The organism is Salmonella sp. NW884 (assembly GCF_051700745.1).
Taxonomy (GTDB): Bacteria; Pseudomonadota; Gammaproteobacteria; order Enterobacterales; family Enterobacteriaceae; genus Salmonella; species Salmonella enterica.
In genome coordinates this window covers 792,308-816,627 of the sequence record NZ_JAMMDE010000001.1, presented here as the reverse complement: position 1 = coordinate 816,627, position 24,320 = coordinate 792,308, and the positions used below count along the sequence as shown (strand labels likewise).

General features: G+C 53.3%; 24 protein-coding genes. 13 read left to right on the top strand and 11 right to left on the bottom strand.

Going from position 1 to position 24,320, the window contains the following annotated elements; all coding sequences use genetic code 11:
- The first annotated feature begins 350 nt into the window (after positions 1 to 350).
- From mglB to mglC, 3 genes are all read left to right on the top strand, one after another.
- A complete protein-coding gene (gene mglB / locus NA197_RS04155) occupies positions 351 to 1,349 on the top strand; it encodes a galactose/glucose ABC transporter substrate-binding protein MglB (protein WP_064042969.1) in 999 nt (332 codons plus the stop codon).
- Positions 1,350 to 1,482: 133 nt separating this feature from the next.
- On the top strand, positions 1,483 to 3,003 hold the full coding sequence (mglA, locus tag NA197_RS04150) for a galactose/methyl galactoside ABC transporter ATP-binding protein MglA (protein WP_000535913.1): 1,521 nt from the start codon (positions 1,483 to 1,485) through the stop codon (positions 3,001 to 3,003).
- 15 nt (positions 3,004 to 3,018) lie between these two features.
- Entirely contained in the window at positions 3,019 to 4,029 is a 1,011-nt protein-coding gene (gene mglC / locus NA197_RS04145; protein ID WP_001275101.1) for a galactose/methyl galactoside ABC transporter permease MglC, read from the top strand.
- 74 nt (positions 4,030 to 4,103) lie between these two features.
- Here mglC and preA read toward each other — a convergent pair whose 3' ends face one another.
- The 8 genes from preA to NA197_RS04105 all read right to left on the bottom strand — a co-directional run bounded on the left by preA (position 4,104) and on the right by NA197_RS04105 (position 11,085).
- The gene (gene preA / locus NA197_RS04140; RefSeq protein WP_000956095.1) at positions 4,104 to 5,339 is read right to left on the bottom strand and encodes an NAD-dependent dihydropyrimidine dehydrogenase subunit PreA; all 1,236 of its coding nucleotides are present in this window, start codon (positions 5,337 to 5,339) and stop codon (positions 4,104 to 4,106) included.
- On the bottom strand, positions 5,333 to 6,574 hold the full coding sequence (locus NA197_RS04135) for an NAD(P)-dependent oxidoreductase (protein WP_064042968.1): 1,242 nt from the start codon (positions 6,572 to 6,574) through the stop codon (positions 5,333 to 5,335). Before NA197_RS04135 ends, preA begins: the two co-directional genes overlap by 7 nt.
- Before the next feature lie 204 nt (positions 6,575 to 6,778).
- Complete coding sequence (locus NA197_RS04130) at positions 6,779 to 7,024, bottom strand: DUF2542 family protein (RefSeq protein WP_000605187.1); 246 nt, start codon at positions 7,022 to 7,024, stop codon at positions 6,779 to 6,781.
- Positions 7,021 to 7,740, bottom strand: coding sequence for an outer membrane permeability protein SanA (gene sanA, locus NA197_RS04125; protein ID WP_000920081.1), 720 nt, complete (start codon positions 7,738 to 7,740; stop codon positions 7,021 to 7,023). Before sanA ends, NA197_RS04130 begins: the two co-directional genes overlap by 4 nt.
- A gap of 176 nt (positions 7,741 to 7,916) precedes the next feature.
- Entirely contained in the window at positions 7,917 to 8,801 is an 885-nt protein-coding gene (gene cdd / locus NA197_RS04120; RefSeq protein ID WP_000553526.1) for a cytidine deaminase, read from the bottom strand.
- 153 nt (positions 8,802 to 8,954) lie between these two features.
- On the bottom strand, positions 8,955 to 9,650 hold the full coding sequence (locus tag NA197_RS04115; protein ID WP_000989296.1) for a CidB/LrgB family autolysis modulator: 696 nt from the start codon (positions 9,648 to 9,650) through the stop codon (positions 8,955 to 8,957).
- Positions 9,647 to 10,045: a CidA/LrgA family protein gene (locus tag NA197_RS04110; RefSeq protein ID WP_000045719.1), complete on the bottom strand. Its 399-nt coding sequence runs from the start codon at positions 10,043 to 10,045 to the stop codon at positions 9,647 to 9,649. The genes NA197_RS04115 and NA197_RS04110 overlap by 4 nt, the downstream gene beginning before the upstream one ends.
- Before the next feature lie 131 nt (positions 10,046 to 10,176).
- Positions 10,177 to 11,085 (bottom strand): LysR substrate-binding domain-containing protein, encoded by a 909-nt coding sequence (locus NA197_RS04105; RefSeq protein ID WP_023234553.1) that lies wholly within the window; start codon positions 11,083 to 11,085, stop codon positions 10,177 to 10,179.
- A gap of 125 nt (positions 11,086 to 11,210) precedes the next feature.
- Here NA197_RS04105 and mhbT point away from each other — a divergent pair, with 125 nt between their 5' ends.
- The 6 genes from mhbT to dusC all read left to right on the top strand — a co-directional run bounded on the left by mhbT (position 11,211) and on the right by dusC (position 17,243).
- Positions 11,211 to 12,569 (top strand): 3-hydroxybenzoate transporter MhbT, encoded by a 1,359-nt coding sequence (gene mhbT, locus NA197_RS04100; RefSeq protein WP_000194222.1) that lies wholly within the window; start codon positions 11,211 to 11,213, stop codon positions 12,567 to 12,569.
- Between the two features lie 11 nt (positions 12,570 to 12,580).
- Positions 12,581 to 13,618 (top strand): gentisate 1,2-dioxygenase, encoded by a 1,038-nt coding sequence (gene gtdA, locus NA197_RS04095; RefSeq protein ID WP_001289857.1) that lies wholly within the window; start codon positions 12,581 to 12,583, stop codon positions 13,616 to 13,618.
- A 15-nt stretch (positions 13,619 to 13,633) separates the two neighbouring features.
- Positions 13,634 to 14,335, top strand: coding sequence for a fumarylacetoacetate hydrolase family protein (locus NA197_RS04090; protein ID WP_000170626.1), 702 nt, complete (start codon positions 13,634 to 13,636; stop codon positions 14,333 to 14,335).
- 8 nt (positions 14,336 to 14,343) lie between these two features.
- Positions 14,344 to 14,988, top strand: a complete 645-nt coding sequence (maiA, locus tag NA197_RS04085; RefSeq protein ID WP_000781183.1) for a maleylacetoacetate isomerase — start codon at positions 14,344 to 14,346, stop codon at positions 14,986 to 14,988.
- A 14-nt stretch (positions 14,989 to 15,002) separates the two neighbouring features.
- Positions 15,003 to 16,196, top strand: a complete 1,194-nt coding sequence (locus NA197_RS04080; RefSeq protein WP_000150103.1) for a 3-hydroxybenzoate 6-monooxygenase — start codon at positions 15,003 to 15,005, stop codon at positions 16,194 to 16,196.
- A gap of 108 nt (positions 16,197 to 16,304) precedes the next feature.
- Positions 16,305 to 17,243: a tRNA dihydrouridine(16) synthase DusC gene (gene dusC / locus NA197_RS04075; RefSeq protein WP_001264839.1), complete on the top strand. Its 939-nt coding sequence runs from the start codon at positions 16,305 to 16,307 to the stop codon at positions 17,241 to 17,243.
- A 57-nt stretch (positions 17,244 to 17,300) separates the two neighbouring features.
- On the opposite strand, the gene yohP is transcribed toward dusC, so the two are convergent.
- Complete coding sequence (yohP, locus tag NA197_RS04070) at positions 17,301 to 17,384, bottom strand: small membrane protein YohP (protein ID WP_000698460.1); 84 nt, start codon at positions 17,382 to 17,384, stop codon at positions 17,301 to 17,303.
- A gap of 317 nt (positions 17,385 to 17,701) precedes the next feature.
- Between yohP and mdtQ the strand changes: the two genes are divergently transcribed.
- Both mdtQ and NA197_RS04060 read left to right on the top strand, forming a co-directional pair.
- Positions 17,702 to 19,138 carry a multidrug resistance outer membrane protein MdtQ gene (mdtQ, locus tag NA197_RS04065; RefSeq protein ID WP_023234554.1) on the top strand — a complete coding sequence of 479 codons (1,437 nt, stop codon included), beginning with the start codon at positions 17,702 to 17,704 and terminating at the stop codon, positions 19,136 to 19,138.
- A 65-nt stretch (positions 19,139 to 19,203) separates the two neighbouring features.
- Positions 19,204 to 19,965 (top strand): SDR family oxidoreductase, encoded by a 762-nt coding sequence (locus NA197_RS04060; protein ID WP_023234555.1) that lies wholly within the window; start codon positions 19,204 to 19,206, stop codon positions 19,963 to 19,965.
- Between the two features lie 48 nt (positions 19,966 to 20,013).
- On the opposite strand, the gene NA197_RS04055 is transcribed toward NA197_RS04060, so the two are convergent.
- Entirely contained in the window at positions 20,014 to 20,583 is a 570-nt protein-coding gene (locus NA197_RS04055) for a DedA family protein (protein ID WP_001523476.1), read from the bottom strand.
- Positions 20,584 to 20,741: 158 nt separating this feature from the next.
- Here NA197_RS04055 and NA197_RS04050 point away from each other — a divergent pair, with 158 nt between their 5' ends.
- Together NA197_RS04050 and pbpG are read left to right on the top strand one after the other, a co-directional pair.
- The gene (locus NA197_RS04050; protein WP_001017057.1) at positions 20,742 to 21,329 is read left to right on the top strand and encodes a Yip1 family protein; all 588 of its coding nucleotides are present in this window, start codon (positions 20,742 to 20,744) and stop codon (positions 21,327 to 21,329) included.
- A 165-nt stretch (positions 21,330 to 21,494) separates the two neighbouring features.
- A complete protein-coding gene (pbpG, locus tag NA197_RS04045) occupies positions 21,495 to 22,448 on the top strand; it encodes a D-alanyl-D-alanine endopeptidase (protein ID WP_023234556.1) in 954 nt (317 codons plus the stop codon).
- A 57-nt stretch (positions 22,449 to 22,505) separates the two neighbouring features.
- Here pbpG and dld read toward each other — a convergent pair whose 3' ends face one another.
- Positions 22,506 to 24,236: a D-lactate dehydrogenase gene (gene dld / locus NA197_RS04040; protein ID WP_000095234.1), complete on the bottom strand. Its 1,731-nt coding sequence runs from the start codon at positions 24,234 to 24,236 to the stop codon at positions 22,506 to 22,508.
- Between the last annotated feature and the right edge of the window lie 84 nt (positions 24,237 to 24,320).

Below are 24,320 nucleotides of genomic sequence, written 5' to 3'. Positions count from 1 at the left end.
CGTTATCACAATATCCCGCGACTACCGGACAAAAATAAAGAGTTGAATAAGAGCCTATCCCATTAGGGCTATTTTACTTGCCATTTTGGTCCTGGGCAGTGCTCGCCAAAACGCGTTAGCGTTTTGAACGCCGCTTGCGGCGGCCCGAAGGGTGAGCGTAGCGAGTCAAACCTCACGTACTACGTGTACGCTCCGGTTTTTGCGCGCTGTCCGTGTCCAAACTGGCTGCGCCAATAACGCCTGGTGGGATAGGCTCTAAATACGCTTCGGCGTTCAGTAACACGCGTTAACGTGCTGAACAGCCGGGCATTTTTTTACGCTATACCCTACATAATAAAACCGGAGCTACCATGAATAAGAAGGTACTGACCCTTTCTGCCGTGATGGCAAGTCTGTTATTCGGCGCGCACGCGCACGCGGCTGATACGCGTATTGGCGTGACGATTTATAAATATGACGATAACTTTATGTCCGTGGTGCGTAAGGCTATTGAAAAAGATGGCAAATCCGCGCCGGATGTTCAGCTACTGATGAATGACTCGCAAAACGATCAGTCCAAACAGAATGATCAAATTGACGTTTTATTGGCGAAAGGGGTTAAAGCTCTGGCGATTAACCTGGTCGACCCGGCAGCTGCCGGTACGGTGATTGAGAAAGCGCGCGGGCAAAATGTGCCGGTGGTGTTCTTTAACAAAGAGCCTTCCCGCAAAGCGCTGGACAGCTATGACAAGGCGTATTATGTCGGGACTGACTCTAAAGAATCCGGTGTGATTCAGGGCGACTTGATTGCCAAACACTGGCAGGCGAATCAGGGTTGGGATCTGAATAAAGACGGTAAAATTCAGTATGTTCTGCTGAAAGGCGAGCCGGGGCACCCGGATGCTGAAGCCCGTACGACGTATGTGGTGAAAGAATTAAATGATAAAGGTATTCAGGCCGAGCAACTGGCGTTAGACACCGCCATGTGGGATACCGCGCAGGCAAAAGATAAGATGGATGCCTGGCTGTCTGGCCCGAACGCTAACAAGATTGAAGTGGTTATCGCGAATAACGATGCGATGGCGATGGGCGCGGTAGAGGCGCTGAAAGCGCATAATAAATCGTCGATTCCGGTCTTTGGCGTCGATGCGTTACCGGAAGCTCTGGCGTTGGTGAAATCGGGCGCGATGGCCGGTACGGTACTGAATGACGCCAACAATCAGGCGAAAGCGACATTCGATCTGGCGAAAAACCTCGCCGAAGGCAAGGGCGCGGCTGACGGCACCAACTGGAAGATTGAGAACAAAATCGTGCGCGTGCCTTATGTCGGCGTGGACAAAGACAATCTGAGCGAATTTACCCAAAAATAACTTTTCCGTCTGTGGGCGCAATTTTGTTGCGCCCTGAAACCGTGGAAGGGTGACGTGCCGCAGACCGGATAACGTATTTCTTTTGCCATCCGGCGCGGATAGTCATAATTAAAAAGGCCGACAGGGTATCATTATGGGCAGCACGATCTCTCCGTCGTCGGGTGAATATTTGTTGGAAATGCGTGGCATTAACAAATCATTTCCCGGCGTGAAAGCGCTTGATAATGTCAACTTAAACGTTCGTCCGCACTCTATTCATGCATTAATGGGCGAAAACGGCGCAGGCAAATCAACATTATTAAAATGTCTTTTCGGTATTTATCAAAAAGACTCCGGCAGCATTGTATTTCAGGGAAAAGAAGTGGACTTCCATTCGGCGAAAGAAGCGCTGGAGAATGGGATTTCGATGGTACACCAGGAGTTAAACCTGGTATTACAACGTTCGGTCATGGATAACATGTGGCTGGGGCGTTATCCCACCAAAGGTATGTTTGTCGACCAGGATAAAATGTACCAGGATACCAAAGCGATATTTGATGAGCTGGATATCGATATTGACCCGCGCGCGCGCGTGGGAACGTTATCCGTTTCGCAAATGCAGATGATTGAAATTGCGAAGGCGTTTTCCTATAACGCTAAGATCGTTATTATGGATGAACCGACCTCATCGTTAACTGAGAAAGAGGTTAATCATCTGTTCACCATTATTCGCAAGCTGAAAGAACGCGGCTGCGGCATTGTTTATATCTCGCATAAAATGGAAGAAATTTTTCAATTGTGCGATGAAATTACTATCTTGCGCGACGGTCAGTGGATTGCCACCCAGCCGCTGGAAGGGCTGGATATGGATAAGATCATTGCGATGATGGTCGGGCGTTCCCTGAACCAGCGCTTTCCGGATAAAGAAAATAAGCCGGGCGACGTGATTCTGGAGGTCCGTCACCTGACCTCGCTGCGCCAGCCTTCCATTCGCGATGTCTCCTTTGATTTGCACAAGGGCGAAATTCTGGGCATTGCCGGCCTGGTTGGGGCAAAGCGTACCGATATCGTCGAAACGCTGTTTGGTATTCGTGAGAAGTCGTCCGGGACAATCACTTTACATGGCAAGAAAATTAATAATCACACTGCGAACGAAGCGATTAACCACGGTTTTGCGCTGGTGACGGAAGAGCGTCGTTCCACCGGAATTTACGCCTATCTGGATATCGGATTTAACTCATTAATTTCGAATATCCGTAATTATAAAAATAAAGTGGGGTTACTGGATAATTCCCGGATGAAAAGCGACACCCAATGGGTCATTGATTCCATGCGGGTAAAAACGCCGGGGCATCGCACGCAAATTGGTTCGCTTTCCGGCGGCAATCAGCAAAAGGTGATCATTGGTCGCTGGCTATTAACGCAGCCGGAAATATTAATGCTGGACGAACCGACCCGCGGCATTGATGTCGGCGCAAAGTTTGAAATTTATCAGCTTATTGCGGAACTGGCGAAAAAAGGCAAGGGGATCATCATTATCTCTTCTGAAATGCCGGAGCTGTTAGGGATTACCGATCGTATCCTGGTGATGAGTAACGGTCTCGTTTCCGGCATTGTCGATACTAAAACAACAACGCAAAACGAAATTTTGCGTCTTGCTTCTTTGCACCTTTAAGATCAGGGGCTCCTTATGAGTGCGTTAAACAAGAAAAGCTTTTTGACCTGGCTGAAAGAGGGCGGAATTTACGTCGTTCTTTTAGTGCTGCTGGCGATTATTATTTTCCAGGATCCGACTTTTTTAAGTTTGCTGAATTTAAGTAATATTCTGACGCAATCTTCGGTACGTATTATTATCGCGCTGGGCGTGGCGGGACTCATCGTCACCCAGGGGACAGACCTGTCGGCGGGGCGTCAGGTAGGGCTGGCGGCGGTCGTGGCGGCAACATTACTGCAATCAATGGAAAACGCCAATAAAGTGTTTCCGGAAATGGCGACCATGCCGATTGCGCTGGTCATCCTGATTGTCTGCGCGATTGGCGCGGTGATTGGCCTGGTGAACGGCATCATCATTGCTTACCTGAATGTGACGCCGTTTATTACCACGCTTGGCACGATGATTATCGTTTATGGAATCAACTCTCTTTACTATGACTTTGTCGGCGCTTCGCCCATTTCCGGCTTTGACAGCGGCTTTTCCACCTTTGCGCAGGGCTTTGTGGCGATGGGCAGTTTCCGGCTCTCATACATCACCTTTTACGCTCTGATTGCGGTAGCGTTTGTCTGGGTGCTGTGGAATAAGACCCGCTTTGGTAAAAACATTTTTGCTATTGGCGGCAACCCGGAAGCGGCGAAAGTTTCTGGCGTAAACGTGGCGCTGAACCTGCTGATGATTTATGCGCTCTCCGGTGTGTTTTATGCCTTCGGCGGCTTACTGGAAGCAGGGCGTATTGGTTCTGCCACCAACAACCTCGGCTTTATGTATGAACTGGATGCGATTGCCGCGTGCGTGGTCGGGGGCGTATCGTTTAGCGGCGGAGTGGGGACGGTCTTCGGCGTGGTGACCGGCGTCATTATCTTTACCGTCATCAACTATGGCCTGACCTATATCGGGGTAAACCCGTACTGGCAGTACATTATCAAAGGCGGCATTATCATTTTCGCCGTGGCGCTGGACTCGCTGAAATACGCGCGTAAGAAGTAGTTATCCAGACCTATTACTTTGCTTATCAGATAACCCGGCGCAGCGAAACTGCGCGCCGGGCTTCATACCTCGAGCTACAGCGTTAACGCGTGCTCTTTTTCGCCTTTTTTAAATTTGACCTCGCCTAAATCAATACAGGCGACCGGGCAGACATGACCGCACAGCAGACAACCGACGCATTTTTCCGTATTGCAATGCGGCGTGCGGCTGTGTTCATCCCACTCCATCGCCTGATGGCCGCCGTCATAGCAGGAGATATAGCAACGTCCGCAGCCGACGCATTTCTCCTGATTAATCCGCGGATAGACGATATAGCTGCGATCCAGATCTTCCGCCGGGATAATATTGCCATTCGCCAGCCCGATCATCTCCTGTAATGAGGCAAATCCCTGATCGGCCAGATAGTGGCTGAGGCCGCTCGCCATATCTTCTACAATGCGGTAACCGTATTGCATAATGCCTGTCGTCACCTGTAGGGTCGCCGCGCCCAGCAGCAGAAATTCGGCAGCGTCTTCCCAGGTTTCAATGCCGCCGATACCGCTAATCGGGAAATCGCGCAGTTCAGGGTGCATTCGCAACTGCTGGATAAAACGCAGCGCAATGGGTTTCACCGCTTTTCCTGAATAACCGGAGATACTGGATTTACCGTTAACCACCGGCATCCCGATTTTGCGGTTCAGGTCGATGTTAGTAATGGATTTCACGGTGTTGATGGTGGCGATACCGTCGGCTCCGCCGCGTTTAGCGGCCAGCGCGACTTCGCACATATCGCCAATATTCGGCGTCATTTTCGCCAGCATTGGCAAAGATGAACCGCGTTTTACGGCGCGGCAGTATTTTTCAACCAGCTCCGGGCTTTGCCCTACATCGCTTCCCATGGCGTGCGAGGTCATCTGCGGGCAAGAGAAGTTACACTCAATCATATCCGCGCCGGCTTCTTCAACCAGACGCGCCAGTTCCTGCCACTGCTGCTCATTTTCTCCCATGATGGAAGCAATCAGCACCTTATCCGGATAATCCTGTTTTAACCTTCGAATGGCGGCCAGGTTCTCTTCCAGCGGATGCTCAGCAATTTGCTCCATGTTTTTGAAACCAATAAAACCGGTATCTTCTTTCGTCAGGTGATCAAAACGTGGAGAGACTTCGTTGGCAATAAAAAAACCAATGGTTTTAAAAACGATCCCGCCCCAGCCGGTATCATAGGCTTTGGCGCACATCTCATAACAATTGCCTACCGGAGAAGAAGAAAGGCAAAACGGATTGGGAAACTTAACGCCGCAAAAGGTAACAGACAAATCTTTTGTTAACATGAGCAGGCCTCCTCTAAATAATGATGAATAGCCTGAGCGGCTTCTTTTCCGGTTTTTACCGCATAAACGACGGTCTTATCACCTTTAACAATATCGCCAGCGGCAAAGATCGCCGGGTCGTCGGTTTGATAATTATGCGTGTCGATAATATTATGCTGCGCTTTTATCTCCGCAAAGGTATCCAGTCGCGCGTGCTGCCCCACGGCCAAAATAATATTTTCCGCTTCCAGCGTCAGTTCTCCTGAGTGGCGTACATGGTGGAAGGTCACTTTATTTCCGCTGACGGCGACAGGCGTAAAACCATCAATAATCGATACGCCTAATGCCTGCGTGCTGGTAAATTCTTTTTCGCTGGCGGGGAATTCGGCTAATTCTTCCCGCGCCACGCAGGTGACGGAAGGGCAGCCGAGAATTTTTAACGTACTGGCGACATCCATCGCTACGTCGCCGCCGCCAATAATTAATGCGCTATGCGGAACGCTAATATCGCCGTCGGCCTGACGGGCGCGCTGTAAAAAATCAACGGCAATCTCTACGTGACTGGCTTGCTCAAATAACGGTAAATCAGAGCCACAGGACATCCCGACGGTCATCAGCACGGCGCGATATTCGGCTTTGAGTTGCGCAAGCGATAGCGACCCGCCCACCTCACAATTACATTTAATATTGACGCCCATTTCTACAATGCGGGCAATTTCCTGATCGAGTACGCTTTGCGGCAGACGAAATGCCGGGATGCCGTGACGCAGCCATCCGCCGGGCTGCGGCTGTTTTTCGTAAATGGTGACGTCATAGCCTAAATGCGTGAGCGTCACGCTTGCCTGCAAACCTGCCGGACCCGCGCCAATAATCGCGACTTTCCCGCGTGTTTTACTCCCGGGCTGATAAATCTGCATGGCAGTCTGCTGTTCAAAATCGGTAATAAAACGTTGCAGGCGTGCAATATCAATAGGTTTATCTATTCCGGAACGTGTACATCCGCGCTGGCATAATTTTTCCGTCGGACAGACTCTGGCGCAGACGGCTCCAAGCGCATTATTTTCCCGGATAGTTTCCGCTGCGCCTTTAAAATTGCGAAAGTAAATAGAACGAATAAATTTCCCCGGATCGGTTTGCGCCGGGCAAGCCTGACTACAGGGCGCATCGTGACATAATAAACAACGTGAAGCCTCTTTTATTGCCAGTAATGGCGTAAAACCAGGCGTGAGTTCATCCAGATAATTTTGTTGCGGCATATAATCTTCCTTAATGCTTGAATAAATTAAGGCGAAACGCAAATAACGCGTTTTAATGATCCAAAATCTACCGCCAGCCTAAGCATTGAAAGAAGGGTATTCTGTGAAAGAATTCACAAAAAAATGAAACCAGAATGCAAAACAGCATTTGTTCCTTATATCATAATAATAACTATTCTCAATTTTAAAGGGATAATAAATAGATTAACGATAAAAAAGAAGATAAATAATCATTCCAGTAAATAAAAAACCGCAACCGGTATAAAGAAAAAGATAAGACCAATATTGTACGGGATCGGCATGGCGATAGACATAAACCGGTTTTCGCGCATTTTTGACAACTTTATCTACCGCGCCGGTTCGCCAGCCTTTCCAGGCCTCACGGAAGCAAAAAAGCGGGAGTAGCAGAAAGGCTAATATGACAAATATCGTCTGTACATCCATGATCATTTCCCTTTTTTCTTTTCCAGTTCAAGCAATTGTTCCGGCGTAACGGCCGGATACCCCTGGGCGTCATTCGGCACCTGATGCTGCGTGGGAATAGGTACCAGCGGGCCTAAAAAACGCGGTTCGCGTTTAAAAATATAGAGATCCGCCAGCGCGCTAAAGCGGGCGCCAAATTCGCGCAGGCGCACTGTCAGCATATTTTTGGGCGAAGGTACCGCGTAACACTGCGCCTGAATGCCCATATGCAGCGCAATAAACAAGGCGCGTTCGCAGTGGAAGCGCTGAGTGATGATAATAAAGTCGTTGGTATCAAACACTTTGCGGGTACGCACAATGGAGTCAAGCGTACGGAAGCCAGCGTAATCAAGCACAATGTCCGCAGGATCGACGCCCGCCGCGATAAGGTCTTTGCGCATGGTCATCGGTTCGTTATAGCTTTGCAGGGCATTGTCGCCGCTGAGCAGCAGGTAATTGACTTTACCGCTATTGTAAGCGTTTAACGCGCCCTGGATACGATAACGATAGTACTGATTAATGACACCCTTGCGATAGTATTTGGCTGTCCCTAACACGACGCCAACCTGGCGGTAGGGGAGATCCTGTAGCTCGTCATAGATATAGGGCGCTGTTTTCCAGCTCATCCACCGATCGAGGCCAAGCACCGTCAACAGCAGCAAGCCTACCAGGACCAACAGGCTGTAAAACACGCGCTTTAACATGCAGGAAACTCGATACCAGGATGAAAGTACGATCAGGCTACTGTACCCGAAGACGTAGCGCAAGAAACCGCCGTCTGATTGCGGAGATTTTCAGCATGATTTCCCTTGTATCGGGTCGCGGGAGAGGAGAGTCAGGCCGGATAAGACGCCAGTGCGTCGCTATCCGGCACATTTGCTTAGCCGAGAAGCACGCGGTCAATATTATGGCAACCTAACGCTTTCAGCGTTGCGGCGGTGGCATCCCATTGAATTAATGCCGCATCGCCTTTTTCCGCCAGAATCGCGCGCTGAATATCCGCATAGTCATAGCCATTGAGACTCAGCAGGTTTAGCGCGCCTTGCAGTGGGGGAAGCGTAGGGTTAAAGGCGGCGTTTTCCGCATAGCTGCCGGTGAAAATACGGCCATCTTTACATTCCAGCGCCACGCCGCTCGGCGAGTGGCTATAAGGCATATGGCTCTTATTGGCTGCCGTAATCGCCGCTTGCGTTAGCGTATCGCCCGTTAACGTAAAGCCATGATCCTGCTCGTCCATCAGCAGCGTTTTGATCTCCAGATCTTTTGGCCCGAAAGCGTCAGGCAGATAATCGCGTAACGTATGCGGCGCGCGGCCCGGCAGATGAATGCGCAGATCCAGACCGCTGTTCAGCTCGTTCATAAACTGGCGACAGTGGCCGCAAGGCGTGTAGTTAACGGTGACGGCGGCGAGCCCTTTTTCGCCGCGTAGCCAGGCGTGGCTAATCGCGCTTTGTTCAGCATGCACAGTTTGTTGCATGGTGGCGCCCAGGAACTCCATATTCGCGCCGAAATACCAGTTGCCGCTAACGCCGCGCGCAATCGCGCCGACGTTGAAATGGGACAAATCGGTACGGGCGCAGGCCGCCGCCAGAGGTAACAGTGCGAAAGCCAGCGCGTCTTCGTCCAGTCCCGCCGTATTTTTAAGCGTCGAGACCTGCTCTGCGGTCAGCATGGCGGGAAAATGGTGGTCCGCCAGGATAGGGGCCAGCGCTGATTGCAAATTATCCGCAAGCTGGGCAAAAGCAGTTTGAAAACGTGGATGCATGGCGTTGCCTCATAACAATGTAATGGAACCGTAGTTTACGGGCCTGCTATGTCTTAATATGTGATCTAAATCTCATTGCTTATGCAACTTGTGAAACTTAAATGAAAAATGCGCGACGTATCGCAAATTTTAACCCGGTCTTTTGTCCCGTCGTTAGCGCATTACCGCTAGAATGAGCGGAAACAAAAAGGGCGCTACCAGCGAGGTAATAATGCCGCAGATCACCAGCGCCAGGGAGCTAAACGCGCCTTCCTGGTAATCCAGCTCGGCGCAGCGCGCAGTACCGAGCGCATGTGAGGCGGTCCCCATTGCCAGCCCGCGTGCGGCTTTAGTACGGATGTGCATCGCGTTTAACAGCGTGTGGCCAAACACCGCGCCCAGAATACCGACAAAAATTACGCATACCGCGCTGATCGCGGGGATGCCGCCGATGCTGCCGCCCACCGCCATCGCGATAGGCGTAGTCACGGATTTAGGCAGTACCGATGCCGCGATTTCAGGCGTTGCGCCCATCAGCAAGGCAACGGATGTTCCGGTAATCATCGCTACCAGACTGCCGACAAAACAGATGCTAATAATGGATTTCCAACGCGCGCGAATCTGGTGCAATTGTTCATAAAGGGGATAGGCCAACGCCACCACCGCCGGTTGCAGCAGATCGTTAAGTACTTCGCTGCCTTTGAAGTAGTGCTCGTAGGGAATACCGGTCAGCAACAGAAAAGGAATAATGACTACCATTGCCACCAGCAGCGGATTCAGCAACGGCATTTTAAAATGCGCCGCCAGTCTGCGGGCGGCGAAAAATACCGCCAGCGTCAGCGGTAACGACCACCAGATATATGTCATCATTTTTTCGTTCCCTTCTGCCCAACCACTTTACGTTCACCGTGTATCAGATGTGAACTCCAGCTTACGACCACAAAAACGACCAGCGTACTGATAGCGCAAGAGACCACCACCGGGCCGAATTGCGCGCGCAGTAAATCAAAATATTGCATGACCCCGACGCCAATTGGCACAAACAGCAACGCCATATAACGAATCAGCACATAACAGCCGGGGTTAACCCATTTTGCCGGCAGAATTTGCAGCGCCAGCAACACAAACAGAATTAACATCCCGATAATGCTGCCGGGAATAGTGATAGGAAGCAGTGATGCAAGAAAAATGCCTGCGTACAAACAGGCATAAATCAATACAAAAGCGCGTATATATTGCCAGATAATATTCAGTGACTTACTCATGTTTAAAGCCCTTGATGAGATGGATTCATCATACAATTAAACGTTAAAACGTGCTACCGATCACATCATGAATTCTTAGCATAGTGGGTATAGACAGCAGGAACATCGGGCAATGCCCCTGGTCGGCGGCGTTAAACCTGGGCTAAAAAATACAAAAAGCGACTCAGGGCCAAAGACGGCGTCTCATTCTTACGCCAGAACATCCCTACGCTGCCTTTTTGCTCAATTTTTGGCAAGTTTAAAATCGCCAGTTGCCCCTGGCTGGCATAGCGTTGCGCCAGCCGTAAAGAAAGAATAGAGATCATATCGCTGCTTTGCAGCAAATTGGTGCTGACGTTCATTGACGCCGATTCAATGGTGTTTTCCGGGAGCATGACGCCATTATCGACGAGGGCGTTATCAATACTGATGCGAATAGGGGTGCCGGTTGGCCAGACTATCCACCGCCAGTGCGCCAGATCGCTCCAGGCGATCTGCGCTCGCGCGGCCAGCGGATGGTGCGGACGCGCCACAAAGCAGACCGGCTCGGTATAAAGTACCTGATAATTAAGCGGCAGTTGCAGGGCGCGTCCGCCGACACGCCCTACCACCACATCCACCTGACCGGCAAGCAAATCGTGCAGCAGCGGCGTCATTACCTTCTCTTCAATATTCAGATGCAGCGTCGGCATTTCGTTAAGCAGGCTCAGAATCGCCTGTGATACGCAGTCAGTCGCCACGGGCGAACAGCCGATCTTCAGGCTGCCAACCAGGCCGCCCTGCTTGAAACGGGCGATTTCATACTGTGAACGCTCCAGATCGTTAATTAGGCGCTGGGCGTGCTGGATCAGTAATTTACCGCCTTCCGAGGGCCGTAGCCCTTTACTGTGGCGCTCAAAAAGCGTGATGCCTATCTCATCTTCGAGTTGAGATAGCCACTTCGATAGCGCCGGCTGGGAGATATTCATCATCCGGGCGACGTGCGTCAGGTTGCCCTGTTCGCCCAGCGCAACCAGCGTTTGCAGGTGATGTAATTTCAATTTCTGCGCCCAGTTCGCCATTCGCTATAACCTCCAGGTTATGTCTCTGCCTGAAAAGCCATTGTACATTTTATCGCTCACTCTACAAACTCGTAACATAGCAAACATAAAAACAACATCTATCTCCCTGCACTGAGGCATTAGCTATGACTCAACGACGTGATCTACAAGCCCTTATTGATGCCGCGCCCGTCGGCAAAATGCAGTGGCGCGTTATCATCTGCTGTTTTCTGGTGGTTATGCTCGATGGTTTCGACACCGCCGCGATTGGCTTCATCGCCCCGGATATTCGTACCCACTGGCAGCTAAGCGCCAGCGAACTTGCGCCGCTGTTTGGCGCAGGGCTGCTGGGGCTTACGGCCGGCGCGCTGCTATGCGGGCCGCTGGCGGATCGCTTTGGCCGCAAGCGGGTCATTGAGCTTTGCGTGGCGCTATTCGGCGCATTGAGCCTGCTTTCCGCTTTCTCGCCGGATATAGAAACCCTGGTGTTGCTGCGCTTCTTAACCGGTCTGGGACTGGGCGGAGCGATGCCGAATACCATCACCATGACGTCGGAATACCTTCCCGCTCGTCGACGCGGAGCGCTGGTCACGCTGATGTTCTGCGGTTTTACCCTGGGGTCGGCGATGGGCGGGATTGTGAGCGCGCAACTGGTGCCGCTGATTGGCTGGCACGGAATTCTGGCGCTAGGCGGCATCTTGCCTTTGATGCTGTTTTTCGGCCTGCTGTTCGCGCTGCCGGAATCTCCCCGCTGGCAGGTACGCCGCCAACTACCGCAAGCCGTTGTCGCCCGGACGGTCAGCGCCATTACCGGCGAGCGCTATCACGATACGCAATTCTTTCTGCATGAGACGGCAGCCGTCGCCAAAGGCAGTATTCGCCAGCTTTTTGCCGGGCGACAGCTTGTCATTACCCTGATGTTATGGGTGGTGTTCTTTATGAGCCTGCTCATTATCTATCTGCTTTCCAGCTGGATGCCGACGTTACTTAACCATCGCGGTATTGATCTGCAACAGGCGTCTTGGGTGACTGCCGCATTCCAGGTTGGCGGCACGCTTGGCGCGCTGTTACTCGGCGTATTGATGGACCGGCTTAACCCGTTCCGGGTACTGGCGGTGAGCTATGCGCTGGGCGCGGTTTGCATTGTCATGATAGGCCTGAGCGAAAACGGCCTTTGGCTGATGGCGCTGGCAATTTTTGGTACCGGCATCGGTATTAGCGGTTCCCAGGTAGGGCTTAATGCTCTGACGGCGACGCTGTACCCCACCCAAAGCCGGGCGACGGGCGTGAGCTGGTCGAACGCCATTGGACGCTGCGGGGCGATTGTCGGTTCGCTCTCCGGCGGCATGATGATGGCCCTCAATTTCTCTTTCGATACGTTGTTTTTTGTCATTGCTATTCCGGCGGCTATCAGCGCGGTAATGCTTACCCTGCTGACGGTGGTTGTCCGCCTTTCGATTTCTGTACCTGACGACCTGCCGCGTGCCAGCGTCGTAAACGAATAAGGAGAATCTCCATGTCTGAAATAAATCAGAACGTAAAAGATAGCCGTCAACAGTATTACCAGCATATTTCCGGGCAGAATCTGACGCCGCTGTGGGAATCGTTACATCACCTGGTACCGCAGACGCCAAACGCCAACTGCGCGCCGGCCTACTGGAATTATCAGGAAATTCGTCCGCTACTGATGGAAAGCGGCAATGTCATTGGCGCGAAAGAGGCGATCCGCCGGGTGCTGGTGCTGGAAAATCCGGCATTGCGCGGTCAGTCGTCGATCACGGCGACCTTATACGCTGGTTTACAGCTGATCCTGCCCGGCGAAGTCGCGCCGAGTCATCGCCATAACCAGTCGGCGCTGCGTTTTATCGTCGAAGGTAAAGGCGCATTTACCGCGGTGGATGGCGAGCGCACGCCAATGCATACCGGCGATTTTATCCTGACGCCGCAGTGGCGCTGGCACGATCATGGTAATCCGGGATCAGAGCCGGTGGTATGGCTGGATGGTCTGGATCTGCCGTTAGTCAATCTCCTGGGCTGTGGTTTTGCGGAAGACTATCCCGAAGATCAGCAGCCGGTGACGCGAAAAGAGGGCGATTATCTGCCGCGCTATGCAGCGAATATGCTGCCGCTGCGCCACCAGCGCGGGAACTCGTCGCCGATTTTCAACTACCGTTACGACCGCAGCCGCGAGGCGCTGCACGATCTGACCCGTATGGGCGATCCGGATGAGTGGGAAGGTTACAAGCTGCGTTACGTTAATCCCGTCACCGGCGGTTATCCGATGCCGTCGATGGGCGCGTTCCTGCAACTGTTGCCAAAAGGCTTTGCCTCGCGTGTGGCGCGGAGCACCGACAGCACTATCTACCACGTCGTTGAAGGGGCAGGGCAGGTCACTATCGGCAACGAAACTTTTCATTTTTCCGCAAAAGACATTTTTGTGGCGCCGACCTGGCATGAGGTGTCGTTTCGCAGCAGCGAAGACACGGTGTTATTCAGCTTTTCGGACAAGCCGGTTCAGGAAGCCCTGGGGCTGTTCCGCGAAGCACGTTATTAATTAGGGAGAGAGAACATGACCAAATATGTATTCCAGCCGCAGGCCCCAGTGACAGTACCCGTGGCGGGCAGTGATGAGCAGTTTCCGGTACGTCGCGTTTACTGCGTGGGTCGCAACTATGCCGCCCATGCCCGTGAAATGGGCTTTGATCCCGATCGCGAACCGCCGTTCTTCTTTTGTAAACCAGCGGACGCTGTCGTCCCGGTAGCGGAGGGGGATACCCTGGAACTGCCGTATCCGGCGCAGACTGATAACTACCATTATGAAATTGAGCTGGTGGTGGCGATTGGTAAAAAGGGGAGCGATATCCCGCTGGAAAAAGCCCATGAATATGTCTGGGGATACGCCACAGGTCTGGACATGACGCGTCGCGATCGTCAGATGGAAATGCGTCAGATGGGACGCCCATGGGAAATTGGCAAAGCGTTCGATCTCTCCGCGCCCATTGCGCCATTACACAAAGCCGCTGAAACGCATAATGTGGATAACGCCCCTATTTGGCTACAGGTTAACGGCGAAGACCATCAGCGCAGCGATATTCGTCATCTGATTTGGTCGGTGAATGAAACCATCAGCTATTTGTCCGGCTTCTTTGAATTGCAGCCAGGCGATTTGATTTTCACCGGTACGCCAGAGGGGGTGGGCGCAGTGGTGAAAGGGGATGTCATCACCGGGAACGTAGAAGGTCTGACGCCGATTGCTGTGAAAATTGTCTGAGGTGAACGATGAAGCTGTACAGTTTCTTTAATAGTTCGGCGTCTTATCGTGTACGTATTGCGCTGGCGTTAAAGGGGATTGATTACCAGACGGTGGGCGTCAATATTCGTATCGGTCAGCAGAATGCGCTGGCCTACCGACGGATGAATCCGGTAGGCCTGGTGCCGACGCTGGTCACTGATGACGGCGAATCGTTGGGGCAATCGCTGGCCATCGTCGACTGGCTGGACCGACATTTTCCGCAAACGCCGCTGCTGCCGACGAGCGACCCGGCGCGCAGCCAGGCGCTGGAAATTGTCTACGCTATCGCCTGCGATATACACCCAATCAATAACATGCGCGTGTTGCGCTACCTGACCGATGAGCTGAAGGTTAGCGAGGAGGATAAAAAACGCTGGTACGCCCACTGGATACAACAAGGGTTAAGCGCGGTAGAGCAGCTATTGCGTAAAAGTCAGTCCGGACGATTCTGCGTGGGCGACGCGCCAGGACTTGCGGACTGCTGCCTGATTCCTCAGTGGGCGAATGCGCTCAGGATGGGCTGCGATTTATCAGGCTATCCGCGCTGTAAAGCCGTTTATGACGCCTGCGTACAGCTACCGGCGTTTATTGCCGCCGCGCCGGAAAATCAACAAGATAAAATCCCGGCCTGAAAAGGAGAATGACCATGACTCACGTGACAAGCGCAATTATTGTAGGTGGCGGAATCGGCGGCGCGGCGACCGCGCTGTCGCTGGCGCGCCAGGGAATAAAAGTCATGCTGTTGGAAAAAGCGCACGAAATTGGCGAGATTGGCGCGGGTATTCAGCTTGGGCCGAACGCTTTTTCGGCGCTGGATAGTCTCGGTGTGGGCGATGTTGCCCGCCAGCGTGCGGTGTTTACCGATCACATTACCATGATGGATGCCGTGAATGCCGAAGAAGTGGTATGCATTGAAACCGGGCAGGCGTTCCGCGACCATTTTGGCGGGCCGTATGCGGTAATTCACCGGGTAGATATTCATGCAACTGTATGGGAAGCGGTGCTGACGCACCCTGGCGTGGAGTATCGTACCTCGACCCATATTGTCGATATCCGCCAGACGCCGGATGACGTTACGGTGTTTGATGAGCAGGGAAATAGCTGGACGGCGGATATTCTCGTGGGCTGCGACGGCGTTAAATCGGTCGTGCGGCAAAGTTTACTCGGCGATGCGCCGCGCGTAACGGGGCATGTAGTTTATCGGGCGGTGATTGATTGCGACGATATGCCGGACGATTTACGTATTAACGCACCGGTGCTGTGGGCAGGCCCGCATTGTCACCTGGTCCATTATCCGCTCCGTGGAGGTCAACAGTACAATCTGGTGGTGACATTCCACAGCCGCCAGCAAGAAGAGTGGGGCGTGAAAGACGGCAGTAAAGAAGAGGTGCTCTCTTATTTTGCCGGCATTCATCCCCGCCCGCGCCAGATGCTGGATAAGCCGACCTCCTGGCGCCGCTGGTCGACCGCCGATCGCGAGCCGGTCGCAAAATGGGGAACCGAGCGTATCACTCTGGTGGGCGACGCCGCGCATCCGGTGGCGCAATATATGGCCCAGGGCGCCTGTATGGCGCTGGAAGACGCCGTCACGCTAGGCAAAGCGCTGGAACGCTGCGACGGCGACGCGCAGCAGGCATTTGCGCTGTATGAGTCGGTGCGTATTCCCCGCACGGCGCGTATCGTCTGGTCTACCCGCGAGATGGGGCGTCTCTATCACGCCGCCGGGGTGGAGCGTCAGGTGCGTAATCTGTTGTGGAAAGGGAAATCGCAGGAGGCGTTTTATCGCGGTATCGAATGGCTGTACGGCTGGAAAGAAGATAACTGTCTTGAGCCGCGTTGAGCACTTTACGTGACGTAGCGTGGCGTTTGCGCCGCCACCCGGCAAAAAGTTTTGCTCATCGCAGAGAGGCGTTATGATAGCGCCTCTTTTTTTGCTGTGGATACCGATATGCGTGTTTTACTGGCGCCGATGGAAGGCGTGCTCGACGCGTTAGTGCGCGAGCTGCTGACCGAAGTGAATGATTACGATCTCTGCATCACCGAATTTGTGCGCGTGGTGGATCAGCTGCTGCCGGTAAAAGTGTTTCATCGCATCTGCCCGGAGTTGCATCACGCCAGCCGCACGCCGTCCGGCACGCCGGTGCGTATTCAGCTTCTGGGCCAGCATCCGCAGTGGCTGGCGGAAAACGCCGCGCGGGCGACGGCGTTGGGATCGTATGGCGTGGACCTGAACTGCGGCTGTCCGTCAAAAGTGGTGAACGGCAGCGGCGGCGGCGCGACATTGCTCAAAGATCCCGAACTCATCTATCAGGGCGCGAAAGCGATGCGGGCCGCGGTACCGTCGCATCTGCCGGTGACGGTAAAAGTGCGTCTCGGCTGGGATAGCGGCGATAGAAAATTTGAAATCGCCGATGCGGTGCAGCAGGCTGGCGCCAGTGAACTGGTGGTGCATGGTCGTACCAAAGCGCAGGGCTACCGCGCCGAGCATATCGACTGGCAGGCGATCGGCGAAATACGCCAGCGTCTGACTATTCCGGTTATCGCTAATGGCGAAATCTGGGACTGGCAGAGCGCGCAGGCATGTATGGCGACCAGCGGCTGCGATGCGGTGATGATCGGCCGTGGGGCGTTAAATATTCCTAACCTGAGTCGGGTGGTGAAGTATAACGAACCGCGTATGCCGTGGCCGGAAGTGGTGACGTTATTACAAAAATATACCCGACTCGAAAAGCAGGGCGATACCGGTTTATATCATGTCGCGCGTATTAAACAGTGGCTGGGATATTTACGTAAGGAATATATTGAGGCGACGGAACTCTTTCAGTCGATTCGGGCGTTAAACCGTTCGTCCGAGATTGCGCGGGCGATTCAGGCTATTAAAATCTAATCTCTACAGCGTCCAGAACGTGTGCCGGACAGACATTATCGCTGCCCGGCGCAGGAATCAGAAAATCATCTTAAACACGCCCGTTACCACCAACAGCCCAATCAGAAAAATAATTAAGATTGCCCATAGAAGAATTTTCATTGTTTGTCCCTTTATTGGTAAATACAAACAAAGTATAGGAAAGTATTAAGCCATCTGCTGCTTTGTTGGGCGCGGCGACGTTTAACTCATGAAGGCTGCTGGCGGGTATTGCAGCAAAATTGTTCATTTATTAACGAGTTAGTGGGGCTTTATACTGAAATATCACATCAAAAAATGTATTGCATGAAATTATTTGCTAATCATATAAATTTCAAAATATGTCTTTTGTTGTCTGATGATGTATTGCCACGCGTAACTAAAAAATAGATCGCCGTAAGACGTACTCTCTGCGCACCTTTTTTTATCAGAACACCTCCATGAATCGTAATTCTTTCCTTGCCGCGACAGCGAGCTTACCGCTTTTTATTTTGCTGGCGGGCTGCGCCCCTATGCACGATACCCGCCAGCCGCTGACCCAGCAGACGCCCTCTTCTCATGTTGATTCCAGCCTGCCGGCGGCATTGAAAAACGGTTGGCCGGATAGCCAGTGGTGGAAGGCGTATCACGATGCGCAGCTTGACGCGCTGATTGATAATGCCATACAGCATTCGCCGGATATGCAGGTGGCTGAACAGCGTATTCAACTGGCGGAAGCGCAGGCGAAAGCGGTTGAGGCGCAGGACGGCCCGCAGCTCGACTTTTCTGCCGACATTGAGCGCCAGCGAATGTCCGCGGAAGGGCTGATGGGGCCATTCGCGATTACCGACCCCGCGGCGGGAACGACCGGGCCGTGGTATACCAACGGTACATTCGGCCTGACGGCGGGCTGGGATCTGGATTTATGGGGGAAAAACCGCGCTGAAGTTACCGCGCGGATCGGGGCGGTCAAAGCGCGCGAAGCGGAGCAGGAGCAGACCCGACAACTGCTGGCAAGCGGCGTGGCGCGACTCTACTGGGAGTGGCAGACGCAGGCGGCGCTGAAAAATGTGCTGATGCAAATCGAGCATGAGCAGCAAAACGTGGTGACGGTAAACCGGGAGCTGTATCAACACGGCATTACTTCTTCTGTTGAAGGGGTCGAGACCGATATCGACGCCAGCAAAACCCAGCAGCAGTTGAATGACGTTAACGGTAAAATGAAGGTTATTGAAGCGCGGCTCAGCGCGTTAACCAATACGCAATCGGCGGCGCTCAAGCTGCGTCAGGTGAGTCTCCCCGCCGTTGAAAGCCAGTTACCGTCGCAACTGGGGTATTCGTTGCTGGCGCGCCGGGCGGATCTACAGGCCGCGCACTGGTACATTGAATCCTCGTTGAGCAGCATTGACGCCGCGAAGGCCGCGTTTTATCCCGATATCAATCTGATGGCTTTTTTACAGCAGGATGCGTTACATCTGAGCGATCTGTTCCGCCATTCCGCACAGCAATATGGCATTACCGGCGGGCTGACGCTGCCGATTTTCGACAGCGGCAGGCTGAATGCCAACCTCGATATCGCCAAAGCGCAAAGCAACCTTTCTATCGCCAACTACAACAAAGCGGTGGTAGATGCGGTTAATGATGTGGCGCGCGCCGCCAGTCAGGTAGAGACGCTGGCGCAGAAAAACCAGCATCAGCAGCAGATTGAGCATGACGCGCAGCGTGTGGTCGGTCTGGCGCAAGCGCGCTTTAATGCCGGCATTATTGCGGGTTCCCGCGTGAGCGAGGCCAAAATCCCGGCACTGCGCGAGCAGTGTAACGGCTTGCTGTTGCAGGGCCAGTGGCTGGATGCCTCTATTCAGCTTACCAGCGCGCTGGGCGGCGGTTATCATTCCTGATTTTTCCGGATGATTCAGACAGGGTTCCTATACTTAGGCTGTGTATGAATCATCCGGAGAGGAATATGACCAAAGTCGCAATTGTAACGGCATCAGATTCGGGAATTGGCAAAGCGTGTGCGTTGTTATTAGCACAAAACGGTTTTGATATTGGTATCACCTGGCATTCCGATGAACACGGCGCGCAGGAGACGGCGAAAAAAGCGGCGCAGTTTGGTGTGCGGGCAGAGACCATTCATCTTGACCTGAGCCAGTTACCCGAGGGCGCGCAGGCCATTGAACATCTTATCCAGCGCCTGGGGCGCGTTGACGTGCTGGTCAATAATGCCGGGGCGATGACCAAATCCGCGTTTATTGATATGCCGTTTACGCAGTGGCGGCAAATTTTTACCGTGGATGTCGACGGCGCGTTTCTCTGCGCGCAGATCGCCGCCCGGCATATGATTAAACAAGGAGAGGGAGGGCGCATTATCAACATCACCTCCGTCCATGAGCATACGCCGCTTCCGCAAGCCAGCGCCTATACCGCGGCGAAACATGCGCTGGGCGGATTGACTAAATCCATGGCGCTGGAACTGATTGAGCATCATATTTTGGTCAACGCCGTCGCGCCAGGCGCTATCGCCACGCCGATGAATGATATGGATGACAGCGACATTGAGCCGGGATCGGAACCCTCAATCCCTATCGCCCGACCAGGTTCTACGCATGAAATAGCCAGCCTCGTCGCCTGGCTGTGTTCGGAAGGAGCAAGCTACACCACCGGTCAGTCGCTGATTGTCGACGGCGGGTTTATGCTGGCGAATCCGCAATTCAACGCAAAATAAACGCCGGGTGCCGGATGGCGGCGTTATGCCATCCGGATACCATCGGGTTTAACGGGCCTCCGCTTTGCCGCGTCTTTTCAGCCACCAGCGCACGCCCACCACCAGGACGATGGCCAGAATCAGCCAGACCCCGTGCCTGAGATGCTGATCGAGGTCGTGCAGCCATGGCGCGATCACCTCGCCGCCAAGATATCCCAGCGTGGTAAACAGCAGCGCCCAGATCAGCGCGCCTACAATATTCAGCGGCAGAAAAATTTTAGGCGGCAGGCGGCTGGCGCCAATCAGCAGCGGGCCAACCACCCGGAAGCCATACATAAAACGCGTGCCGATCACAAACAGATACGGATGGCGTTGGATCATTTTCTGCGCGCGACGAATCTTCGTATGATAACGCGGGAAACGACGCAGGATCTTCCCGCCATAGCATCGTCCTAACAGGTAAAGTAGCTGATCGCCCATCATCCCTCCCAGCGCGACGGCCGCCGCCACCAGCGGAAACTTGAGCAATCCCTGATGCGCCGCGACGCCCCCCAACAGGGTAACGGTTTCACCTTCGGCCATACTGCCGATAACCAGCGCCGCATAGCCATAATGCGTAATAAGCGTGTTGATATCCATGCGTAAACCACCTCCGGCATTAAGCATACACCCTGGCAAGAGGCGTGCGCGGCAAAGCCGACGTTTTGCCGGAGACTATTTTGCCATTGTTCATAAAATAACCAGAAACTGAATTATACTTGAACATACTGGCATCTGAGGCAGCAGAAGGGGGCAGTATGAACCATGTATGGGGGCTTTTTTCCCATCCCGATCGGGAAATGCAGGTGATCAAAAGCGAAAACGAAACCGTTTCGCATCACTATACGCACCATGTTTTGCTGATGGCGGCGATTCCCGTCGTCTGCGCCTTTATCGGCACGACGCAAATCGGCTGGAATTTTGGCGACGGCAACGTGTTACAACTCTCGCTGTTTACCGCTTTCGCGCTGGCGGTCTTGTTCTACGGCGTGATGCTGGCGGGCGTCGCGGTGATGGGACGCGTCATCTGGTGGATGGCGCGAAACTATCCGCAACGACCATCGCTTGCGCGCTGTATGGTTTTTGCCGGCTATGTCGCGACGCCGCTGTTTTTAAGTGGTCTGGTGGCGCTCTATCCCCTGGTATGGCTATGCGCACTGGTCGGCGCTGTCGCGCTCTTTTACACCGGCTATTTGCTGTATTTGGGTATTCCGACTTTCCTTAACATTAATAGAGAGGAAGGATTAAGCTTCTCCAGTTCGACGCTCGCTATCGGCGTGCTGGTCCTGGAGGTGCTACTGGCGATCACCGTGATCCTGTGGGGATACGGCTACCGCCTGTTCTGATGAGAAAAAGGGCTGGCGCAAAAGCCAGCAATGCAGCATTTGCTGACGATTCTTCTGTAGCGGCAACGCTGGCGTGCCGCTATGATGCCACTGCTAGCTTGAGTATAATCTTAGCTCAGGCGGTGTGCGTTACGACGCGCGTGAATCATTATCAGAAATCTCATCATGCTGAAATTCCGAGCTTCATTCCTGAGCCTTGCTCTGATGTTGGCCGTACCTTTTGCCCCGCAGGCCGTGGCGAAAACGGCAGCGACAACTGCGGCGTCTCAACCTGAGATTGCCTCCGGTAGCGCAATGATTGTTGATCTCAACACCAATAAAGTGATCTATTCGAACCACCCGGATCTGGTGCGTCCGATTGCCTCGATAACCAAATTAATGACGGCGATGGTCGTGCTCGACGCGCGATTGCCGCTGGATGAAATACTGAAGGTCGATATCAGCCAGACGCCGGAAATGAAAGGGGTTTACTCCCGCGTACGCCTGAACAGCGAAATTAGCCGCAAAAATATGTTGCTGCTGGCGTTGATGTCATCCGAAAACCGTGCGGCGGCAAGCCTGGCGCACTATTATCCTGGCGGTTATAACGCGTTTATTAAAGCGATGAATGCGAAGGCGAAAGCGCTGGGCATGACGCATACCCGCTTCGTTGAGCCGACGGGGCTGTCGATTCATAACGTTTCGACCGCGCGGGATTTAACAAAACTGCTGATTGCCACGAAGCAATACCCGCTGATTGGCCAGCTAAGCACCACGCGCGAAGATATGGCGACATTCTCGCATCCGGCGTATACGCTGCCGTTCCGCAATACCAACCATTTGGTCTACCGTGATAACTGGAATATCCAGTTAACGAAAACCGGCTTTACCAATGCGGCGGGGCATTGCCTGGTGATGCGTACCGTGATCAATAACAAACCGGTCGCGCTGGTGGTCATGGACGCGTTCGGCAAATATACCCACTTTGCGGACGCCAGTCGCCTGCGTACATGGATTGAAACCGGTAAAGTCATGCCCGTTCCGGCTGCCGCGCTGAGCTATAAAAAGCAAAAAGCCGCGCAAATGGCGGCAGCCAGCGCCAGCGCCAGTGCCGGGGCGCAAACCGCACAGAACGATTAAATCGCCGCAGGCCCGGCAGGCATCGCGCCGCCGGGCTTCACGGTAAACCACACCGTGTTAATGCGTTTCGTCGGGCGTATTTTCCTGCCAGAATTTCCGCTTACTCGTTTTGCCGATACCGGGGTTCATACTGTTGGTTGGGTCATTTTGCCGATAAAAACGCGTCAGCGTTTCCGGCGCTTTATACAGATGTCCAACGTTGTGCTCCGCCGGGTATTGTGCCCCGCGCGCCTGCAACAGCTCCAGCATTTGCGCTTTCAGCGCATGGACGTCGACGCCTTTCTTCACGATATAGTCCTGATGAAAAACGTGGCACATAAAGTGGCCATAATAGAGTTTATGTACCAGTTGGCTGTCGATTTCCGGCGGCAGATGCTCGAACCAGTCGGTATCGTTGCGGCGCAGAGCGATATCCAGCGCCAGGATATCTTCCACTTCATCAGCGTGTACGGCCTGATAACGAATCGCCGCGCCAGCAGCGGCGAAGCGGTGCAGGAAGGCTTTGCTGCCTTCTTCCGGCGTACAGGTAAAGAAACCGCCCTCAGCGGATTTAAAAAATTCATTCAGCCAGCGCTGCGCTTCTGCGACGCCGTCTCCCGCCATTTTTAACAGCAGATGATGCTCATATTTATCGCGCCAGTTTTTCATTCGCGGCGGCAGATGGCTGGGAAACAGGTGGCCGAATTTCTGCATCGCGCGGTCTGTGAAATGCGGTCGGAAAAATTTTACTTTTTCCAGCATCGCATCGGTTCGGCCTTTTAGCGTGAAAAAGAATGGCATCTTGTCGGTGCCGAGTTTATCGATCATCAGAAAGGTATCTTTACCGTACTGCTCCGCAATATCGTAGATATCGCGATGCATATATTCTCCCGCCACTGGCAGATTGTCGAAGTTCGCCAGAATATGCCGACGGATTTCAGTCAGTACCGCGGGCTGATTGGTGCCGATATAAAAAACCTGCTGATTTTTTTCCGCTGCAAAGGTATCAAGGCGAACGGCAAAAACCGCCAGTTTTCCGGCGCAGCCGGAAGATTCAAACAAACGGTCCGGGTCGGCGTTATAGCGGGCGGGCGTATCGGCGTTGATATCTCGTACCCGCGTCACGTAGTCGTGATCGTGCGCATGACGACCATCGTGACGCACATCCTCATCTTTAATCCGTTCATCATCCAGCTTGCTCAGGATCTGCTCCGGGGTATGCCCAAGATCGATACCCAGATGATTGACCAGTTGCAGTTTACCTTGCTCGTCAATACGGGCAAAAAGCGACATCTCGGTATAGGCCGGGCCGCGCTGCACCAGCGAGCCGCCGGAGTTATTACAGATGCCGCCGATGACCGACGCGCCGATACACGACGAACCAATCACCGAGTGCGGTTCACGGCCCAGCGGTTTAAGCGCTTTTTCCAGCGCATAGAGCGTCGTACCGGGCCAGGCCAGAACCTGTTGGCCGTTATCCAGTAAGTGCAGCTTATCCAGCCGCTGGGTGCTGATAATCACAATATCGCGATCGTAGTCGTTGCCGTTCGGCGTGGAGCCTTCCGTCAGACCGGTGTTGGCGGCCTGCATCAGAATAATTTTGTCAGCGTTAACGCAGGCGTTGAGCACACGCCACAGTTCCAGTAACGAACCCGGGAAAACAACGGCCAGCGCGTCGCCCTGACCGGAACGGAAACCCTTGCGATAGCGGGCGGTTTTGGCGGGGTCTGTCAGCAGGTGAGAATGGCCTACCAGGCGGGCCAGCTCATTCAGGAACGTTTTATTATCAGTCATTGTTATGGAAGACATTCTCCACTCCTTGTGGTGGGACAAAATATCAGCGTTAAGCATAGCGCTTGGTATGACAATACGCTTTCTCATTCAAATTGTCTC

Coding starts and splice junctions, on each gene's coding strand:
- mglB (WP_064042969.1), top strand. CDS start 351: ATGAATAAGAAGGTACTGACCCTTTCTGCCGTGATGGCAAGTCTGTTA.
- mglA (WP_000535913.1), top strand. CDS start 1,483: ATGGGCAGCACGATCTCTCCGTCGTCGGGTGAATATTTGTTGGAAATG.
- mglC (WP_001275101.1), top strand. CDS start 3,019: ATGAGTGCGTTAAACAAGAAAAGCTTTTTGACCTGGCTGAAAGAGGGC.
- preA (WP_000956095.1), bottom strand. CDS start 5,339: ATGTTAACAAAAGATTTGTCTGTTACCTTTTGCGGCGTTAAGTTTCCC.
- NA197_RS04135 (WP_064042968.1), bottom strand. CDS start 6,574: ATGCCGCAACAAAATTATCTGGATGAACTCACGCCTGGTTTTACGCCA.
- NA197_RS04130 (WP_000605187.1), bottom strand. CDS start 7,024: ATGATCATGGATGTACAGACGATATTTGTCATATTAGCCTTTCTGCTA.
- sanA (WP_000920081.1), bottom strand. CDS start 7,740: ATGTTAAAGCGCGTGTTTTACAGCCTGTTGGTCCTGGTAGGCTTGCTG.
- cdd (WP_000553526.1), bottom strand. CDS start 8,801: ATGCATCCACGTTTTCAAACTGCTTTTGCCCAGCTTGCGGATAATTTG.
- NA197_RS04115 (WP_000989296.1), bottom strand. CDS start 9,650: ATGATGACATATATCTGGTGGTCGTTACCGCTGACGCTGGCGGTATTT.
- NA197_RS04110 (WP_000045719.1), bottom strand. CDS start 10,045: ATGAGTAAGTCACTGAATATTATCTGGCAATATATACGCGCTTTTGTA.
- NA197_RS04105 (WP_023234553.1), bottom strand. CDS start 11,085: ATGGCGAACTGGGCGCAGAAATTGAAATTACATCACCTGCAAACGCTG.
- mhbT (WP_000194222.1), top strand. CDS start 11,211: ATGACTCAACGACGTGATCTACAAGCCCTTATTGATGCCGCGCCCGTC.
- gtdA (WP_001289857.1), top strand. CDS start 12,581: ATGTCTGAAATAAATCAGAACGTAAAAGATAGCCGTCAACAGTATTAC.
- NA197_RS04090 (WP_000170626.1), top strand. CDS start 13,634: ATGACCAAATATGTATTCCAGCCGCAGGCCCCAGTGACAGTACCCGTG.
- maiA (WP_000781183.1), top strand. CDS start 14,344: ATGAAGCTGTACAGTTTCTTTAATAGTTCGGCGTCTTATCGTGTACGT.
- NA197_RS04080 (WP_000150103.1), top strand. CDS start 15,003: ATGACTCACGTGACAAGCGCAATTATTGTAGGTGGCGGAATCGGCGGC.
- dusC (WP_001264839.1), top strand. CDS start 16,305: ATGCGTGTTTTACTGGCGCCGATGGAAGGCGTGCTCGACGCGTTAGTG.
- yohP (WP_000698460.1), bottom strand. CDS start 17,384: ATGAAAATTCTTCTATGGGCAATCTTAATTATTTTTCTGATTGGGCTG.
- mdtQ (WP_023234554.1), top strand. CDS start 17,702: ATGAATCGTAATTCTTTCCTTGCCGCGACAGCGAGCTTACCGCTTTTT.
- NA197_RS04060 (WP_023234555.1), top strand. CDS start 19,204: ATGACCAAAGTCGCAATTGTAACGGCATCAGATTCGGGAATTGGCAAA.
- NA197_RS04055 (WP_001523476.1), bottom strand. CDS start 20,583: ATGGATATCAACACGCTTATTACGCATTATGGCTATGCGGCGCTGGTT.
- NA197_RS04050 (WP_001017057.1), top strand. CDS start 20,742: ATGAACCATGTATGGGGGCTTTTTTCCCATCCCGATCGGGAAATGCAG.
- pbpG (WP_023234556.1), top strand. CDS start 21,495: ATGCTGAAATTCCGAGCTTCATTCCTGAGCCTTGCTCTGATGTTGGCC.
- dld (WP_000095234.1), bottom strand. CDS start 24,236: ATGTCTTCCATAACAATGACTGATAATAAAACGTTCCTGAATGAGCTG.